At 59.8% G+C, this 15235-nt stretch carries 14 protein-coding genes; 8 read left to right on the forward strand and 6 right to left on the reverse strand.

Annotated elements, in window-relative coordinates:
• The first annotated feature begins 20 nt into the window (after positions 1-20).
• Entirely contained in the window at positions 21-899 is an 879-nt protein-coding gene (locus BLW36_RS05670; RefSeq protein WP_091386003.1) for an EamA family transporter, read from the forward strand.
• Between the two features lie 105 nt (positions 900-1004).
• Here the strand turns inward: BLW36_RS05670 and BLW36_RS05675 are convergent, their stop codons facing one another.
• Together BLW36_RS05675 and BLW36_RS05680 are read right to left on the reverse strand one after the other, a co-directional pair.
• Positions 1005-1235, reverse strand: a complete 231-nt coding sequence (locus tag BLW36_RS05675) for a carboxymuconolactone decarboxylase family protein (RefSeq protein WP_091386005.1) — start codon at positions 1233-1235, stop codon at positions 1005-1007.
• 421 nt (positions 1236-1656) lie between these two features.
• Positions 1657-2961, reverse strand: coding sequence for a carbohydrate porin (locus tag BLW36_RS05680; RefSeq protein ID WP_170833129.1), 1305 nt, complete (start codon positions 2959-2961; stop codon positions 1657-1659).
• A 374-nt stretch (positions 2962-3335) separates the two neighbouring features.
• On the opposite strand from BLW36_RS05680, the gene BLW36_RS05685 reads away from it, so the two are divergent.
• Positions 3336-3503: a PLDc N-terminal domain-containing protein gene (locus tag BLW36_RS05685; protein ID WP_091386009.1), complete on the forward strand. Its 168-nt coding sequence runs from the start codon at positions 3336-3338 to the stop codon at positions 3501-3503.
• Positions 3504-3849: 346 nt separating this feature from the next.
• The gene (locus BLW36_RS05690) at positions 3850-4647 is read left to right on the forward strand and encodes an alpha/beta fold hydrolase (RefSeq protein WP_211567137.1); all 798 of its coding nucleotides are present in this window, start codon (positions 3850-3852) and stop codon (positions 4645-4647) included.
• A 181-nt stretch (positions 4648-4828) separates the two neighbouring features.
• Here the strand turns inward: BLW36_RS05690 and BLW36_RS05695 are convergent, their stop codons facing one another.
• Positions 4829-5791, reverse strand: a complete 963-nt coding sequence (locus BLW36_RS05695; RefSeq protein WP_091386011.1) for a DUF4862 family protein — start codon at positions 5789-5791, stop codon at positions 4829-4831.
• A 224-nt stretch (positions 5792-6015) separates the two neighbouring features.
• Between BLW36_RS05695 and BLW36_RS05700 the strand changes: the two genes are divergently transcribed.
• Positions 6016-6633, forward strand: a complete 618-nt coding sequence (locus tag BLW36_RS05700; RefSeq protein WP_211567138.1) for an SOUL family heme-binding protein — start codon at positions 6016-6018, stop codon at positions 6631-6633.
• 30 nt (positions 6634-6663) lie between these two features.
• Here the strand turns inward: BLW36_RS05700 and BLW36_RS05705 are convergent, their stop codons facing one another.
• Complete coding sequence (locus BLW36_RS05705; RefSeq protein ID WP_091386013.1) at positions 6664-8520, reverse strand: cation:proton antiporter; 1857 nt, start codon at positions 8518-8520, stop codon at positions 6664-6666.
• Between the two features lie 91 nt (positions 8521-8611).
• On the opposite strand from BLW36_RS05705, the gene BLW36_RS05710 reads away from it, so the two are divergent.
• On the forward strand, positions 8612-9511 hold the full coding sequence (locus BLW36_RS05710; RefSeq protein WP_091386015.1) for a polysaccharide deacetylase family protein: 900 nt from the start codon (positions 8612-8614) through the stop codon (positions 9509-9511).
• A gap of 59 nt (positions 9512-9570) precedes the next feature.
• Here the strand turns inward: BLW36_RS05710 and BLW36_RS05715 are convergent, their stop codons facing one another.
• Positions 9571-10089, reverse strand: a complete 519-nt coding sequence (locus tag BLW36_RS05715) for a BLUF domain-containing protein (RefSeq protein WP_091386017.1) — start codon at positions 10087-10089, stop codon at positions 9571-9573.
• Positions 10090-10321: 232 nt separating this feature from the next.
• Between BLW36_RS05715 and BLW36_RS05720 the strand changes: the two genes are divergently transcribed.
• Positions 10322-11710 (forward strand): glutamine synthetase family protein, encoded by a 1389-nt coding sequence (locus tag BLW36_RS05720; protein ID WP_091386019.1) that lies wholly within the window; start codon positions 10322-10324, stop codon positions 11708-11710.
• Positions 11711-11908: 198 nt separating this feature from the next.
• On the forward strand, positions 11909-12295 hold the full coding sequence (locus BLW36_RS05725; RefSeq protein ID WP_091386021.1) for a DUF2750 domain-containing protein: 387 nt from the start codon (positions 11909-11911) through the stop codon (positions 12293-12295).
• 148 nt (positions 12296-12443) lie between these two features.
• Here the strand turns inward: BLW36_RS05725 and BLW36_RS05730 are convergent, their stop codons facing one another.
• Positions 12444-13358: an AraC family transcriptional regulator gene (locus BLW36_RS05730; protein ID WP_170833130.1), complete on the reverse strand. Its 915-nt coding sequence runs from the start codon at positions 13356-13358 to the stop codon at positions 12444-12446.
• Positions 13359-13480: 122 nt separating this feature from the next.
• Between BLW36_RS05730 and BLW36_RS05735 the strand changes: the two genes are divergently transcribed.
• Complete coding sequence (locus BLW36_RS05735; RefSeq protein ID WP_211567139.1) at positions 13481-14992, forward strand: CoA-acylating methylmalonate-semialdehyde dehydrogenase; 1512 nt, start codon at positions 13481-13483, stop codon at positions 14990-14992.
• The last annotated feature ends 243 nt before the right edge of the window (positions 14993-15235 follow it).

Genomic DNA, 15235 nt, shown 5'->3' on the forward strand with positions numbered 1-15235 from the left:
TGCCTTCAACAGGAGATCAGGTGGCTGGCGCCAGTACAGCTCTCGTGGCCCTGGCAGCGCTATGCTGGGGCTTGTCCGGCGGTATCGCCGCCATGCTGATGGGCAGCGGCTGGGAGCCGGTTGTCGTTGCCTTCTGCCGCGGCGCGATCGGGTTCCTGTTTGCCTGCGCCTGGTTGCTCCTGCGGCCCGGCGGCAGTGGGCTGGGAAGTGCCGGCTTGTGGTTCTGGTCCGTGCTTGCCGGTTTCGGCGTCGCCGGTAACTTTGCCTTCTATTCCATCAGCATCGCCCAGGGCAGCGTGGCCGTTGCCGTCACCTTGATGTACAGCGCCCCAGCAATTGTATATCTCGTATCGTTTGCCCTGCGGCTCGAAAGCCTCACCCCGGTAAAACTGGTCGCTATCGCACTGGTGATGCTCGGCATCATTTTGCTGACGCAGGTTTACGACACCAGCATCGATGGCATCACGCTGCTGGGCATTGCTGCAGGGCTGCTGGCGGGGTTGTGCTACGCGGTGTTTATTTTTGGCTTCAAGTATGCGGCGCCGCACGGCAGTCCGCAGGCTGTCCTTACCATTGCCTTCGCGGTGGTGGCCATAAGCCTAATCTGGCCTGCTGGTGCCGATCGGTCCATTGCCGTGCTGGGCGCACCAGAATTGCCGCTGTTCATACTGCTGGGTGTGCTCGGCGCTGGCCTGTCATTCGCGCTTTATGTCACCGGCCTGAAGCGCACCGCACCGACTGTGGCCTCGATTGTGGCGATGGTCGAGCCGGTCACCGCTGCACTGTTTGGTGTCGTAGTTATAGGTGAAAGCCTGACAGCCCCGCAGGGATTGGGCATAGCGTTGATACTGTTCACGGTAACCGTGCTGAGTCTGCATTCACCGGCGAAACGGCCTTGAATAATTACGGGCGCTGTTCGCAGTGGTGGTGGCAAGGTACCGGTGCCCTTGCCGGCGCAACAGGGCGGGAGGCGCTGACGCGCGCGGGCATCAGGGCCGGGCGAGCTATTCGTCTGGTGTGTCGCCGCCCAGCATGTGGTTCGCCGCCTCGAGTACTTTACGGGCTGGCACCTTACGCACCTTGTCAGCAAGCAGGAGTGCTTCGCGTATCTCTTCGTCGGACACGCCCGCCTTCTTCGCTTCAGGGATGTGATACTCGATGCAGGGCACACAATTGCTGCCCATTGCAGCGCCGATTGCGACGAGTTCAAGCTCGCGCTGGCTAAGTTGCGCCATAGTAGTTTTCTCCTTCGTCAGCCGGCCCCCGCCTCTTCTGCCCGCATGCCTTGGCGGGCACCGGGTTTTTCCGTCAGCGAGGAAGCTGCGACCAACAATACACCGCTAGCGGTGGCAATCCATCAACTTAGCGCGAAGTATAGACAGCGATCGGCCGGCAAGGAGGGAGACAACAGCCGGAGTAAACGACGGCCAGGTCAACACGGTAGCGCTACGCTTTCCCCCCTCACCTTCTCCTTCCCTTCCTCTTCGAGCGCCTTCAGCGGCAACGCAAAAGTAAGGCATTTGATGTGCGCCCCATTATTCCCATCTTATCCATGGCATTTCGTGGGTGTGTCATTATCCCCGTCGTGCGGCTCGACATCGAACAGACTGCGAACCAGTACCATCGGATCGGGTACCTTCGCAACCGTGCCTCAACTCAGAAGCGGATCTGCAAGCGCACGGCCCCAACGGTAACGTCGTCGCGGCTCTTCTCGTGTGGCTTGACCCTTTGCACGTCGGCGGTGAGGCGCAGCCAGGGCATCACGTAGAAGTTGTAGAAGGCTTCGACTCCCCTCTCCGCGCCGATGAAAAATGTCGGATCGAATGGCATGGTGGAGCCGATCTGTGCCAGCCCGTCGGTCAGGCGGTCGCTCAGGCCATATTTGAAATAACCGATGCCCCAGCGGTCCTGTGTGCGACTGGGGAACAGCGCCTGTCCGGCGAGGCCGGCCACGAAGTGCCATTTGAGTGGATTGGGATTGCCATCGGAAATTGCACCTTCCGCAAACAGGCCCCAGCCAAGGTCCGGGTTGCCCGGGTAGTGGTAGAGGTATTGCTGCACAGCGGTGCTTAGATACCAGTAGCCTTTTTTCACGAGGACGGACTGGGCCTCGGGGGGCAGGTCGATAAGCGCGGGAATGGTCGCAAGGTCCAGTCCGCTTTTCGAACTGTAGACACCGCGCACGCTGTAGAAACCTTTCTCGCCGGATATCGTTAGCGGGAATGTCGCCGACAGGCTTGTTGTTGTGCCGTCGGAGAAGGGATCCTCGATTACATTCCGATCCTGGGCGTTGCGGGGGTCATAGACCATCAGTACAAGGCCCGCGTGTTCCGCTTTGTGCGTTCCAATGATGCCAAACAGATACGGCGGCGTTACCCCACTGACCGGCGCCGCGAGCGCGATATTCATGAAAGTGTCGAGGCCACCGCCGCCGGCGAGGGGTTTCTTGGCGGCTGCGTCGAGCATATTGAACTTGCCGAAGGCCAGCGAAGAGCGATCACCGAAGGTCTGCTTCAGCGTAATCGCCGTTTCGCCGTCACTGCCACCGAGTCGCGGATAGGCGAGCGCCGTATTGAACGGGAACAGCTCGCCACTGCCCGGGTTGTTGGCATCGTCACCAAAAATCCCTTCCTGGTGCACGTTGATCGAAAAGCCGTTCCACAGACCCAGCTTTGACATGTCCAGGTTGACGATAAGGTCTGCTTTGCCGCCGTATTGCCAGCTCTTGTCGCCGTCACCGGCGGTAACGCCCTGGGAGAACTGAGTCAGCCAGACGTCGAGGTCTATGCCCCTCTCCTGCAAGGCCTGCTTCGCACCGCCCGGACAGTCAGACAGGGAGTCCCCTGAGCAAAGTGAGTAACCGCGATCGGCCTCGCCAGCGTCTTGCGCGGAGGCCTCCTGTATCGAGGTAATGCAGGTAAATACTGTTAACGCAATCACCTGCCCCAACTGATGTCGCATAGGCACCTCAACTGCGCTTGCCTTGGCGGCGTTTTGCCCCGAATTCCAATACATATTCGTTAGAACACCTGCCCGGCCAGCGGCTCCAGAAAATAGTGGCAATCCTGAGTCTAGCCCAGGAGTTTTCGGGGGCCCGGTGGGCCAGGGATTTCACGAAGGCTTGTGAAGTGCTATTCGGGGAAAACAGATGGCGGCAGGGATTCCCTGCCCGGGCAACCCGGCCTATAGACGGCGTGATCCTTGGTATCCAGTCAGTGGCAGATGCGCTCTGTCGTCATCTGCATCATTACTCCGCATGCCGGTGTGGATACCGGGCGCCAGCGTCTATAATTGCGCACTTATAACGGGTCACTTTTTCGGAGGGCGGTGTCATCATGGAAGGCATCCTCGGGTTACTGATCTTAATTGCCGATATCTACGCCATTATCAAGATCCTGCAAAGCTCGGCTTCCGGGCTCAAGAAACTGGTGTGGGTCCTCGTAGTGCTGCTACTGCCGGTATTGGGGCTGATTATCTGGTTCTTTGCCGGGCCGGGGCGCTGACCCGCGGGCGGCGCAGCCCGTAACCAAACCTCCTCTATTCGATGCCCACCGCATCAAGCGTACGCCGCCAGGTTGAATACTGGATTCGACCTGGCGTCTTATATATTTATTGACGTTGAAAGTCCCTTCCCTCTAAAACCATTGGTTGCTGTAAATTCCAACCAATCGCTCACTTGGAAACAAACGGGGGTAGCTCAATTGTCTGGCGTAATTGCTTTGGGCGAATTTCATGACTTCGGCCGGGATTGCGCCGTACAAAGCGCTACGGCCGGACAAGCCTTCCGCTCTGCGCCAAATTTGCCGAAGAGCGCGGCGTTAGCCAGCTATTCATGGAGGTTACGGCAACATGCCGACCACAATCGTCAATGGCGTTGACCTCTACTACGAATGTCACGGAAAGGGCCAACCACTGATGTTGATCGCCGGTCTTGCCAGCGACTCCCAGAGCTGGCAGCCGATAGTGGAAGAGCTGTCGCAGCATTACCTTGTTATCCTTCCGGACAACAGAGGTACTGGCAGAACAAAGCCGCAGGATGTTGAGACAAGCATTCAGCAGATTGCCGACGATTGCATTGCACTTCTCGGACATTTGCAGCTGCCATCCGCCACGCTGCTTGGGCATTCCATGGGAGGCTTTGCGGCACTGGATTGTGCCATCCGCTACCCTGCACATGTTTCCAAACTGATCCTGGTGGGAACGTCAGCTGTTAATTCAGACAGAAACAATAATTTATTTCGCGACTGGGTTTCCTATCTGAAATCGGGAATGGACACGGAGCGTTGGTTTCGCAACGTCTTTTACTGGATATTTTCCAGGCGCTTTTTTGAGAATAGCGAAACATTAAACGATGCGCTGCGCTTTGCAATTGAGTATCCCTACCCCCAGAGTGACACGGCGTTCGCAAAACAGGTCAATGCCATCGAGGAATTTGATTGCCGGGAACAGCTGCCGGGCATCAAGGCAAAGACCCTGATCATTAGCGGGCAAGAGGACCTGCTATTCCCCCCAAAAGACAGCGCTAGGGTTTTGCAGGCGATTCCGAGTACAAGTGTTTGCCTGATCGCGGATGCGGCACATTCCATACATATGGAAAGTCCCACGACGTTCACCGATTGTGTCTTGCATTTCCTGAGTGATGGCTAACAAATCGCGTTAACCGACGCGCTGAACGGCACGGATGTGAGTTCCGCGGCACGCATTCGGAATGTAATGAATAGGGGCAGATCAACTTTCTGGCGTCAATTCAAGTCAATGCATATGACGCCGAAACTCTGGTCTCCCCCGATTATCTCGATCCCGATTATTCCAATATACCGACGGCGGCCTACCCGCTGATCCGGTCCAGGATATGCAGCGCCCCGGCGATATAGGCCAGCCGCTCGCCCACGCTCAGCGAGTCCGGGCGCACCGAGATCTTGACGCCCATGAAATCGAGCGCGCTGGCGTCGGAGGCCTGCAGGCAGCGGCGGAATTCCGTTTCGGTCAGCAGTGAGCTGGGCTCGAAGGCCGGGATGCCGAACGCCTGCGCCGGCGGCATATGGGTGTCGCGCCAGGCCCCGTAGGGACCCTCCTGCCCCGACGCGCCGGAGAACATCAAACCGCGCAGCAGGCCCGCCTCCCGCGCCGCCTCGAGGTGCGCCACCGGCCCGTCCACGCCGCGCGCCTCCAGCGCCGAGCGGCCCCAGTTGATACACAGGCCCACCGGGTGGTCGGCGCCGCAGTTGGCGCTGGTCACCGCCTCGATTTCCGTTTCAATCAGCATAAAGCCCTTGTCGGCACCCTGCCCCGGCAGCTGGGCATCGCAGTGCTCGAGCACCAGCGCGGCGCCGTCCCAGTCCCAGGACGCCAGGGTTTGCAGCGAGGAGACCAGCGCCGCCGCGTCGGGTCCGTTATCCGCCGCTACGCGCGGGGCGGCGTGGATCAGCAGCGCGGTGACCGCCTGGCGGCCGAGGTGGCGGTTCAGCTTCAGAATGGCCTGTCGCGCCTGCTCGTAAAATGCCAGCGCCGCCTGCCGCCCCGCTTCTGCGCTGGACGCGAGGCCGAAGCTGGCATCACTGCCCAGCCGCTGCATGACGCCGGGCATGCCGGTGAAGACGAAATCCCACTGCGGATCGATATTCGCCAGGAACCAGTCGTCATCCTCTGCGTGCAGCGCGCCGGTAAACGGGTGCTCCAGGCCGCGGACATTCGGCATCGCCTTCAGGCCGTCATAGTATTCGGCCTGAATCGCGGGATCCCAGGATTCGGTGACCGGCGCAGTGGCATAGGCGCCAACAAAATAACCCATAATTCTCTTTCCAGTGCTTGCTGATCCAGATCTCGGCGCGGCGGCTGTACACGTCTGCGATAGCGATAGAGCCGGACGCCGGACAAAGAAGGGAGTCTACCACCAGCGCCGGCAACTTCGATTCTCTCGGCGTTCACCGCGCCGCACTGCGCTGCCGCGGCGGACACATCGTCAGCCTTCTACACTTTGCAATGCGATCTGGCGCTAACTGGCGGAACGACCACATGGCTCGACTTTTGCTGGGATTATTGTTGGCCATACTGGCGGGTTATGCGATGGCGGTTGAAGAACCTGAGTACTCGGTTACCGAGCAATCCGCGCCGTTCGAGCTGCGCACTTACCAACCGAGGATCGTGGCCGAGGTGGTAGTGGCTGGCTCGATGGATGAGGCGTCGAGTATGGGGTTTCGATTACTGGCCAATTACATTTTCGGCAACAATACCGCCGGAAACGGCGGCAGCGAGAAAATCCAGATGACCGCCCCCGTCAGCATGGAGCCGCGCTCGGAAAAGATCAGTATGACGGCGCCGGTCAGCATGCAGGAAAGCGGCGGCCGCTGGCGGGTTTCCTTCGTGATGCCCAGCCGCTACACGATGGAAACCCTGCCCCGCCCCAACAATGCCGCCGTGACGATCCGTCAGCTTCCCGAAACCCGCTACGCCGTGATCCGTTTCTCCGGGCTGGCCGGTGAGCAGAAGGTCGCACAAAAGACTGCGGATCTGCTCGCCTGGCTCGACGAAAAAGGCTTGCGCGCCAGCGGCGAGCCGGAACTGGCCCGCTATAACCCACCCTGGACGCTGCCCTTCCTGCGCAGGAACGAGGTTATGGTCGAGTACCAGTAGCCTCCCTCGCCCCGCCATACCGGTGTCCCTCTAGCCTGTTGGCAGGCTGCCCTGCGGCGAGAGTTCACCGTCGGCCGGCTTTTCCGCTCCCTCCTCCGGCGCGATAAGACTGACAATCTGCCACTCCTCCTTCAGCGCAACGTCGCCTGAAATCGTAAACAGGTGCACTCTGCCCTGCGGGTCCAGCGCATACAGCGGCGTGGCGCGGTTGCCGTAGGTTTCCCTGTAATCCTCGATGGTGAAGGTTTCGGTCAGGCGCGTGGTCCTGATCGTTGCGCCTTTGGCCACCAGACTGGCAAGGCGGCTGTAGGTTGCGTTCTCAGAGAACAGCTCCAGTGTTTTTGCGTAGTCTTCCGACACCTGGTGGCTGGCCCGCCCCTCCTGCGTACCGAAGCCCAGGCCGAGCACCGAACCTTTGCCCAGCACGTATTCGAAGTGATAGGCCACCAGCGGGTTCAGCTGCTTGTAGGGCGACAGCACCAATACCTTGCCCACGGTGGAAAGATCCATGGTCAGGCTGGCATGCTCCGAGATCGGGTTGCCGTAGTAAGTGGGAATGTTGTCCATGCGCGCCTCGCGGATGGCGTCCCAGTTGGTATCCGCAATGATGACGGGAACCTCCTTGTCCATCAGGTCTTTGGCCAACATGCGCGCAAACTTGCCGCCACCGAAGATCAGGTAACCGTTTGGATAGGGAGCGCGCACGCCCAACAGTTTGGCAATGGTCTTGGAGGTAAGGCTTTGCAGAACGACCGTGGCAATAATCACCAGGAACACCATCGGTACCAGCAGTTCGGATTTTGCCAGCCCGAGTTCATCCAGTTTCAGCGCAAACAGCGCGGAAACCGCTGCGGCGACGATACCCCGCGGCGCAATCCAGCTGAGCATCGCCAGCTCGCGCCAGTTGAGACCCGAGCCGGGTGATGACAGAAATACCGATAGCGGCCGGGCCACAAACATGATCGCCGCCAGTACCAGTAGCGATCCCCAGCCCAGCTGAGCGAGCGTGAACCATTCCAGCCGTGCGGCAAGCAGGATAAACAGTGCCGAAATCAGCAGTACGCTCAGGGTTTCCTTAAACTCGAGAATATCGTCGACATCCAGCCCCTTCATGTTGGCCATCAGGACACCCATCACCGTCACCGTGAGCAGCCCGGATTCGTGCGTGATCAGATTAGAGGCGGCGTAGGCACCGAGCATCAGCGTGAGTACCGCGGTATTGCGCAGGTAGTGCGGTACCCAGTTTTTCCTGAGCAGCGAGCCGAGAAAATACCCCATCAGCGAGCCGAGCCCGAAGCCGATCGCCACTACCTGCAGCAGAATCACCAGCGTGTGCTCGACGGCATCCTGCGCAGCCACAACGTACTCGTACACCAGCACCGCGAGCAGCGCGCCGATGGGGTCGATAACGATGCCCTCCCAGCGGAGGATATTCGCGATACGCGAATTGGGGCGTACCGAACGCAGCATCGGCACGATGACGGTCGGCCCGGTAACCGTGACAATGGCCCCGAACAGCGCGGCCAGTTGCATGGGCATGCCGAGCACATAGTAGGCGGCGGGCGTGGCGATCAGCCAAGTCACCAGGGCACCGAGCGTACACAGGTTGCGCACCATGGTGCCGTGCCCGGCGAGGTCGGAAAACTTGAGTGTCAGCGCGCCCTCAAACAGGATAATCGCGACCGCCAGCGACACCAGCGGGAACAGCAGGTCGCCGAACAGGGCGTCGGGATCGAGTACGCCGGTCAGCGGGCCGAGCGCAAGGCCGGCCAGCAGAAGCGGCAGGATCGCCGGCAATTTGAGCTTAAATGCCAGGTACTGACACGCAATCGAAACGATGCCCACCATCACCAACAGGGCCATCGGGTTCGAGAGGATTTCTTCCATAGTGCTAACCAGGCGATTGCCGTTTATGTTTAAGCGCGAGAGTATCACCTAGTGAATCGCGCCGGAAACTCACTCACTCGGACACAACACCATGCGACACCTGCTGACCGCCCTCCTCCTGCTCGCCAGCGCCCTCGCTGACGCCAGGGAAGTGGCCTTCACTTTCGACGATGCGCCGAGAAAAGCTTCTGGCTATTTTGACGGGCCCACGCGCGCGCAAAAGCTGCTGCACGAGCTCGCAGCACACAAGGTAGGCGAGGTGGCGTTTTTTGCCAACACCGGGCAGCTCGAGGGCGAGAAGCTGCAGCGGCTCAAGACCTACGGCAATGCTGGCCACATCATCGCCAACCACAGCCATACGCATCCGAATTTCAACGGCGAGGAGTTACAGGCCTACATCGACAATGTGCGCGAGGCCGATCGTATCCTGGGCGATTTCCCCACATTCAAAAAATGGTTCCGCTTTCCCTACCTGCGTGAGGGCAATACCCAGGCCAAGCGCGACGGTATGCGGCATTTCCTTGATGAGCAGGGTTACTTGAACGCCTATATCACGCTCAATAATTACGACTGGTATATCGAAACGCTGTTCCAGCAGGCCGTCGCCAAGGGGATAGAAGTCGACCTGGACAAGCTGCGGCGCTTCTACCTCGAGGTGATGATCTCGGGCATCGAGCATTACGATCAGATGGCCATCCAGCATATCGGCCGCTCGCCCAAACATGTGTTGCTGATGCACGAGATGGATATTACAGCCATGTTTGTCGGCGACCTCGCCGATGCCCTGCGAGCCAAAGGCTGGTCGATCATTTCACCGGAAGAGGCCTACACCGACGATATCGCCAACTACCGCACCCCCAGCGTATTGAAGTACAACGCCGGCAGGATCGGCGAAATCGCCTTCGATAAGGGACAGAAGACGGGCCTCTGGCATGAGACCCTCGATGAGGATTATCTGCGCAGGCGCTTCAGTGCCGAGGTGTTGCGGTAACCCCCTACATCATACGTAGCAGTTCAGGCCTGAACTGCTACGATTCGGTTTTTCGCCTGCTAGTTTCCCGCGGAGCCTGTTCTGGAGGAGAAAAACAGGTTACGCAGGCCGAACCAGCTGCGCTTCTTAGCAACAGCTGCAGCATCGCCATTTTGCTGCTGGTGAAACAGTTTAATCAGCGCCTCGGCTTCCTCTTCCCGAAACCGCAAAGGCTCAAACCGTTGATAGTCTCGGCTGCGGACAAACTCCCTTACCGCCTGCTCCACCGGAACATACTTCATTGACCAATCTGCAAACAGGCGGTTCGGTACGGTTTTCAGCGACAGAATGGTCACATTCCGGTGCCGGGGATCGGCCGCGATACGCTGGTAAGTCCGGTTGACCGCGTTGCGGTCGCCCTCAAGCGCCTGGAAAAAATGCCCATCGCCAAAATAGAGCACGCCTCCAATATTTTCACGGCTGTTATTCCGCCGGCTCTGCATCAGGATACGGGCCACGGACGGCTCCACTCCCTGCTTCACTGGTGCGGCTTCAAACGCCGCCTCGCTCGCGTAGACCAGCCTAATCAGTTCACTCATCTTATTTTCCTGCCCGGTATTGGGTTAAATTCCGTTACTACGCAGGTTCCGCCGCTCCGGATCAGTTCCGGGTGATTGGCTGTAGCCAGTCGATCAAAAGTGTGCCTGAAGGCTTATACCGGTCCCGGATGCGATGCCGAAAAGTCATTTCGTTGCCGGCCTAAATCACATCCCTCGCCGTCACATTTCCTTTACACTGTGGCCACCTATCATTCCCGTTGTCGGAGTCACCATGAGTCAGCCCGCAAGCCGTTCCTGGCTTAACGCATTACCCGCAGCTTTCAAGGCCTACCAGAACGGCCGCAGGCTGGATGAAGTGGAGTGCATCATTCCCGACCTGAACGGCATGTCCCGCGGCAAGGCGATGCCGTTGAATAAATTTTCGCCCGAGACGCCGATCTTCCTGCCGATTTCGATTTTTTACCAGACCATCACCGGTCAGGATGTGGAAATGGATATCGACAACCAGTGGGCGGAGAGCGACATGGTGCTGGTGCCGGATATGTCGACGGCGATGGCGGTGCCCTGGGCCAAGCAGGCCACGCTGCAGATCATCCACGACCTGCAGGATTTCGACGGCAAGCCGATTTTCTGCGCGCCGCGGAATATCCTCAAGCAGGTGATCGGCCTGTATCAACAGCGCGGCTGGAAGCCGGTTGTTGCCCCGGAGCTGGAGTTCTACCTGACCAAGCCGAATATCGACCCCAATGAGCCGATACAGCCGCCCGTCGGCCGCAACGGCCGCTCCGGTACCGCGCTGCAGTCCTATTCGATGTCCGCCGTCGACGAATACGGCCCGGTGATAGATACCATCTACGACTATGCCGAAGCCGCCGGCCTGCATATCGATTCGGTGATCCAGGAGGATGGCGCTGGCCAGGTCGAGTTCAACCTCACCCACGGCGACCCGCTGTTGCTGGCGGACCAGGTTTTCTACTTCAAGCGCATCATCAAGGAGGCGGCGCTGAACAACAATATGTTCGCCACCTTTATGGCCAAACCGATGCGCGACCAGCCCGGCAGCGCCATGCATGTGCACCAGAGCGTGGTCGACATTGCCAGCGGGCAGAACATCTTCTCCGATGGCGACGGCAATGAGACCGACCTGTTCCGCTACTTTATCGGCGGCACCCAGAGACACCTGAGGGAAGTAATGCCGTTGATCGCACCGAACGTCAATTCCTACCGGCGTTTCGAATCGGAGGCCAACTCCAGTGCGCCGACCAACCTGGCCTGGGGCTATGACAACCGCGCCACCGGCCTGCGGGTGCCACACTCCGGTGCCCAGGATCGCCGCCTGGAGAACCGCGTGATCGGCGTCGACACCAACCCGTACCTGTCGATCGCCGCGAGCCTGGCCTGCGGCTACCTGGGCATGGTGAATCGAATCGAGCCGGGTGCGCCGGCAGAAGGCGAGCTGGATGACCACCAGCATACGGAATCCTATATCCCCACGACCTTCGACGAAGCGCTGCGTATCTTTGCCAACGCCGACGAGGTCCACCAGGCGCTCGGGGAGAATTTCTGCCGGCTGTATGCGGAAGTCAAAAAGGAAGAGCTGCGCCAGTTCCACCGCGAGATATCGCCATGGGAGCGTGAGCACCTGTTATTGAATGTGTAGGGTGCGAGGGAGCCAGCCGATTATTAATATTTGGGTTAGAGTCAGGCTTTTAGGCGCGGACCCACGACACCGTTTGATACCATGGCTTTACGCCATCCCGACTATTGATTGCCGCCCCCTGCCGACATCCCAGGCGCACCGTGCCGCGCTTCGGATGGCTCCGCTCCGGGGCTTTAGCCAACAGAATCGAAACACACTATGAGCAAAGAAGAATTGGACGCAATACTGGCCCTGGGTACTGAAGAGCGCTTCGAGGTTTTCCTCGACCTTGTGGGCGAGGAACGGGAGGTCTGGATACTGGTCAACAGCGAGGAACACTTCCTGAAGCTGCATTCGGACGAACACGGCGGCTTCGAGTACCTGCCGGTGTGGCCGGCCGCGGAGTTCGCCGCGGCCTATGCCGGCGACGACAGCGACCTCAAGCCCAGAAGCATTCCCCTGCCCCAGTTCCTGAAGAAGTGGCTGGCGGGACTGGAGAGAGACGGTATCGAAATCGGGGTATTCCCCGGCCCGGACAAGAGCGTCTGGATTACCGAGCCGTCAGACCTGGGGCAGGACCTGCGCGACGAGCTGTCCCGCTTCTGACCGAGGGCGCCCCATCGGCGCAGGCCCGACTGGGAGCTCCATCAGGCTGAGGGCTCTGTTAACGCTGAGGGCTTTCTTACGGCTGAAGGCTCCCTTACCGCTGAGGGCTCTTTTCGCGTTGAGGGCTCTTTTCGCGCTGAGGGCTCTCTTACCGGTGTTTATTTTTCCGGTATTGCGCCGGCGACAGCCCCATCACCTTCTTGAACAGGCGGGAAAAGTAGTAGACATCCTCATAGCCCAGATCCGCCGCCACCTGCTTGATGCTTCTGTCGCTGGCATCCAGCAACTGGCAGCCGCGCTGCATTTTAAGGTGAATGAAATACTGTATCGGGGACTGGCCGGTGGCGGCGGTGAATTTGCGCGAGAAGTGGAATTTCGACAGCCCCGTCTGCGCCGCCAGCTGTTCCAGCGTCAGGTGTTCGTGCAGATGGTCCTGCATAAACCGCACCGCCAGATCGAGATCGATGGCCATGCCGCGGCCCGGCGGGTGGCGCCGGGCCATCAGTGAGATATAGCTGACGATCTGCCGCAACAGATAGCTGCCGTAAATGAAGGCATCCAGGTGGTCGCCGCTCCAGCGCAACTCGAACAGGCGCTCGAAGTCGGCGATGATTCTGGGGTGCAGGCCAATGGTGGTGACGGCCTCCCAGGCCGGCATCTGGCGCAGGGTCGTCGAGCCTTCAATGCCGTCGAAGTGCGCCCAGTACAGTGTCCACGGATCGCGTTTATCGCTGCTGTACTCGTGGGCCACCCCCGCCGGCAGATAGATCAGGTCCCCGGCCGCAACCGGAAAACGCCCCGCCGCAGTTGTCACCTCCCCCCTGCCCTCAGTGCAATACATCAGCAGATAGTTGCGGTGCTGTCGGCGCCGCATATGGTGGCCGGCGGCCCGCGGATAGTAACCGGCGGCCACCGGGTACATTTCCCGGGTCAGCGTGTTGTCGCGCATGCGCGCCACCAGGGAGGCGGGCACCAGGAAGCGGACCCCGCTTTTCGGCAGCGGCCAACTGGAAGTGACTTCGGTTTTACGCTGCCCGCTGCCGCCAGCGGCTCTGCTCGCCATGCCGCTGCCCTCGACTCTGAACATTGGAGGGCAAGATAGTCCATTAAATGGGCAAATTAATCAATTCGCACGGCGCCGCGCCTGTGTTCTTATAAGGCCAGAAAACTTATCAGGTGAAGGCCATGAACAAGCAAATACCCGCCAGCATTCCTTTGTACATCGACGGCAAGTGGGAGCTATCCGCTTCCGCAAACTCGCAAGATGTTACCAATCCGGCCACCCAGGAGGTGCTGACCCGGGTGCCCTTCGCCACCCAGGACGAGATGCAGCGGGCGGTGGCCTCCGCCAAGAAAGCCTTCCAGTCGTGGAAGGAGACCCCGGTATCCAGCCGCGCGCGGGTGATGCTGAACTATCAGGCGCTGCTGAAGGAGCACCAGGAAGAACTGGCGAAGCTCCTCGCTCAGGAAACCGGCAAGACTTTTGAAGACGCCAAGGGCGATATCTGGCGCGGTATCGAAGTGGTGGAACAGGCGGCCAACATCGCCTCCATGATGATGGGGGAGACGGTCGAGAATGTGGCCACGTCTATCGACTGCTACTCCTATACCCAGCCACTGGGTGTCTGCGCCGGTATCACGCCATTTAACTTCCCGGCGATGATTCCGCTGTGGATGTTCCCGATGGCGATCGCCTGCGGCAATACCTTTATTCTCAAGCCGTCGGAGCAGGATCCCATTACCCCCACCAAGCTGGTGGAGCTGTTCGAGCAGGCTGGCGCCCCCGCGGGTGTGTTGCAGGTGATTCACGGCGGCAAGGAGCAGGTGGACTTCCTGCTCGACCACCCGGATATCCAGGCAATTTCCTTTGTCGGTTCCGTGCCCGTCGGCCAGTACATCTACCGCAAGGGCACAGACAACCTGAAGCGGGTACAGGCGTTTGCCGGTGCCAAGAACCATATGGTGGTCATGCCGGATGCCAACAAGGCGGCGGTGATCAACAACCTGGTGGGCGCCTCCGTGGGTGCCGCCGGTCAGCGCTGTATGGCCATTTCCGTGGCGGTGCTGGTGGGCGATGCCAGGGAGTGGATCCCCGAGATTCAACAGGCCCTGGCCAAGGTCAAACCCGGCGCCTGGGACGATCCGGAAGCTGCCTATGGACCGCTGATTTCGCCCCAGGCTCGCGAGCGGGTGTTGGACTTTATCAACCGCGGCAAGGAGGAAGGCGCAACCTGCCTGCTGGATGGCAGCGAGGTGGTGGTCGAGGGATACCCGGACGGCAACTGGGTGGGCCCCACCGTCTTCAGCGACGTAACGCCGCAAATGGCCATCTACCGGGAAGAGATCTTCGGCCCGGTGCTCTGCCTGATGACGGTGGACACGCTGGACGAAGCCATTCAGCTGATCAACGAGTGTCCTTTCGGCAACGGCACCTCCATTTTCACCGGCAGCGGCGCTGCGGCGCGCAAATACCAGCACGAAATCCTGGTGGGCCAGGTGGGAATCAATGTGCCCATTCCGGTACCCCTGCCCTTCTTCAGCTTTACCGGTTGGCGCGCCTCCTTCTACGGCGACCAGCACGCCTACGGCAAACAGGCGGTGCGTTTCTACACCGAAACCAAAACCGTGACCGCCCGCTGGTTTGATTCCGATATCGAACTGGCGCAGCAGCCGAACATGACCATTCAGCTCAAGTAACACCGCTGTTCACGGCTTAGGGCGCGCGCCGCGCGCCGCAGGTTGCTGACAAAGTTACGCAGTCAAAATTTAAGGCAAAGTGCTAGGACGAGGATTTCGAACCGTCGGCGACAGGACGTCGCCGCCGGAGCTTACAGGGATGTATTCACAGCGTTTCGAAATGCTCGTCCTAGTGCTTGGCCGCCACCGCACCAGCTCAGAACGGAATGCGGGGTTTATCAACAGTCTGAAGCGCGCCCCGCG

This window comes from Microbulbifer marinus, assembly GCF_900107725.1.
Classification (GTDB): Bacteria; Pseudomonadota; Gammaproteobacteria; order Pseudomonadales; family Cellvibrionaceae; genus Microbulbifer; species Microbulbifer marinus.

What these genes read in the sequence shown, in the direction of transcription:
- BLW36_RS05675 (WP_091386005.1), bottom strand. Translation starts at nt 1,235, where the DNA reads ATGGCGCAACTTAGCCAGCGCGAGCTTGAACTCGTCGCAATCGGCGCT.
- BLW36_RS05680 (WP_170833129.1), bottom strand. Translation starts at nt 2,961, where the DNA reads ATGCGACATCAGTTGGGGCAGGTGATTGCGTTAACAGTATTTACCTGC.
- BLW36_RS05685 (WP_091386009.1), top strand. Translation starts at nt 3,336, where the DNA reads ATGGAAGGCATCCTCGGGTTACTGATCTTAATTGCCGATATCTACGCC.
- BLW36_RS05690 (WP_211567137.1), top strand. Translation starts at nt 3,850, where the DNA reads ATGCCGACCACAATCGTCAATGGCGTTGACCTCTACTACGAATGTCAC.
- BLW36_RS05695 (WP_091386011.1), bottom strand. Translation starts at nt 5,791, where the DNA reads ATGGGTTATTTTGTTGGCGCCTATGCCACTGCGCCGGTCACCGAATCC.
- BLW36_RS05700 (WP_211567138.1), top strand. Translation starts at nt 6,016, where the DNA reads ATGGCTCGACTTTTGCTGGGATTATTGTTGGCCATACTGGCGGGTTAT.
- BLW36_RS05705 (WP_091386013.1), bottom strand. Translation starts at nt 8,520, where the DNA reads ATGGAAGAAATCCTCTCGAACCCGATGGCCCTGTTGGTGATGGTGGGC.
- BLW36_RS05710 (WP_091386015.1), top strand. Translation starts at nt 8,612, where the DNA reads ATGCGACACCTGCTGACCGCCCTCCTCCTGCTCGCCAGCGCCCTCGCT.
- BLW36_RS05715 (WP_091386017.1), bottom strand. Translation starts at nt 10,089, where the DNA reads ATGAGTGAACTGATTAGGCTGGTCTACGCGAGCGAGGCGGCGTTTGAA.
- BLW36_RS05720 (WP_091386019.1), top strand. Translation starts at nt 10,322, where the DNA reads ATGAGTCAGCCCGCAAGCCGTTCCTGGCTTAACGCATTACCCGCAGCT.
- BLW36_RS05725 (WP_091386021.1), top strand. Translation starts at nt 11,909, where the DNA reads ATGAGCAAAGAAGAATTGGACGCAATACTGGCCCTGGGTACTGAAGAG.
- BLW36_RS05730 (WP_170833130.1), bottom strand. Translation starts at nt 13,358, where the DNA reads ATGGCGAGCAGAGCCGCTGGCGGCAGCGGGCAGCGTAAAACCGAAGTC.
- BLW36_RS05735 (WP_211567139.1), top strand. Translation starts at nt 13,481, where the DNA reads ATGAACAAGCAAATACCCGCCAGCATTCCTTTGTACATCGACGGCAAG.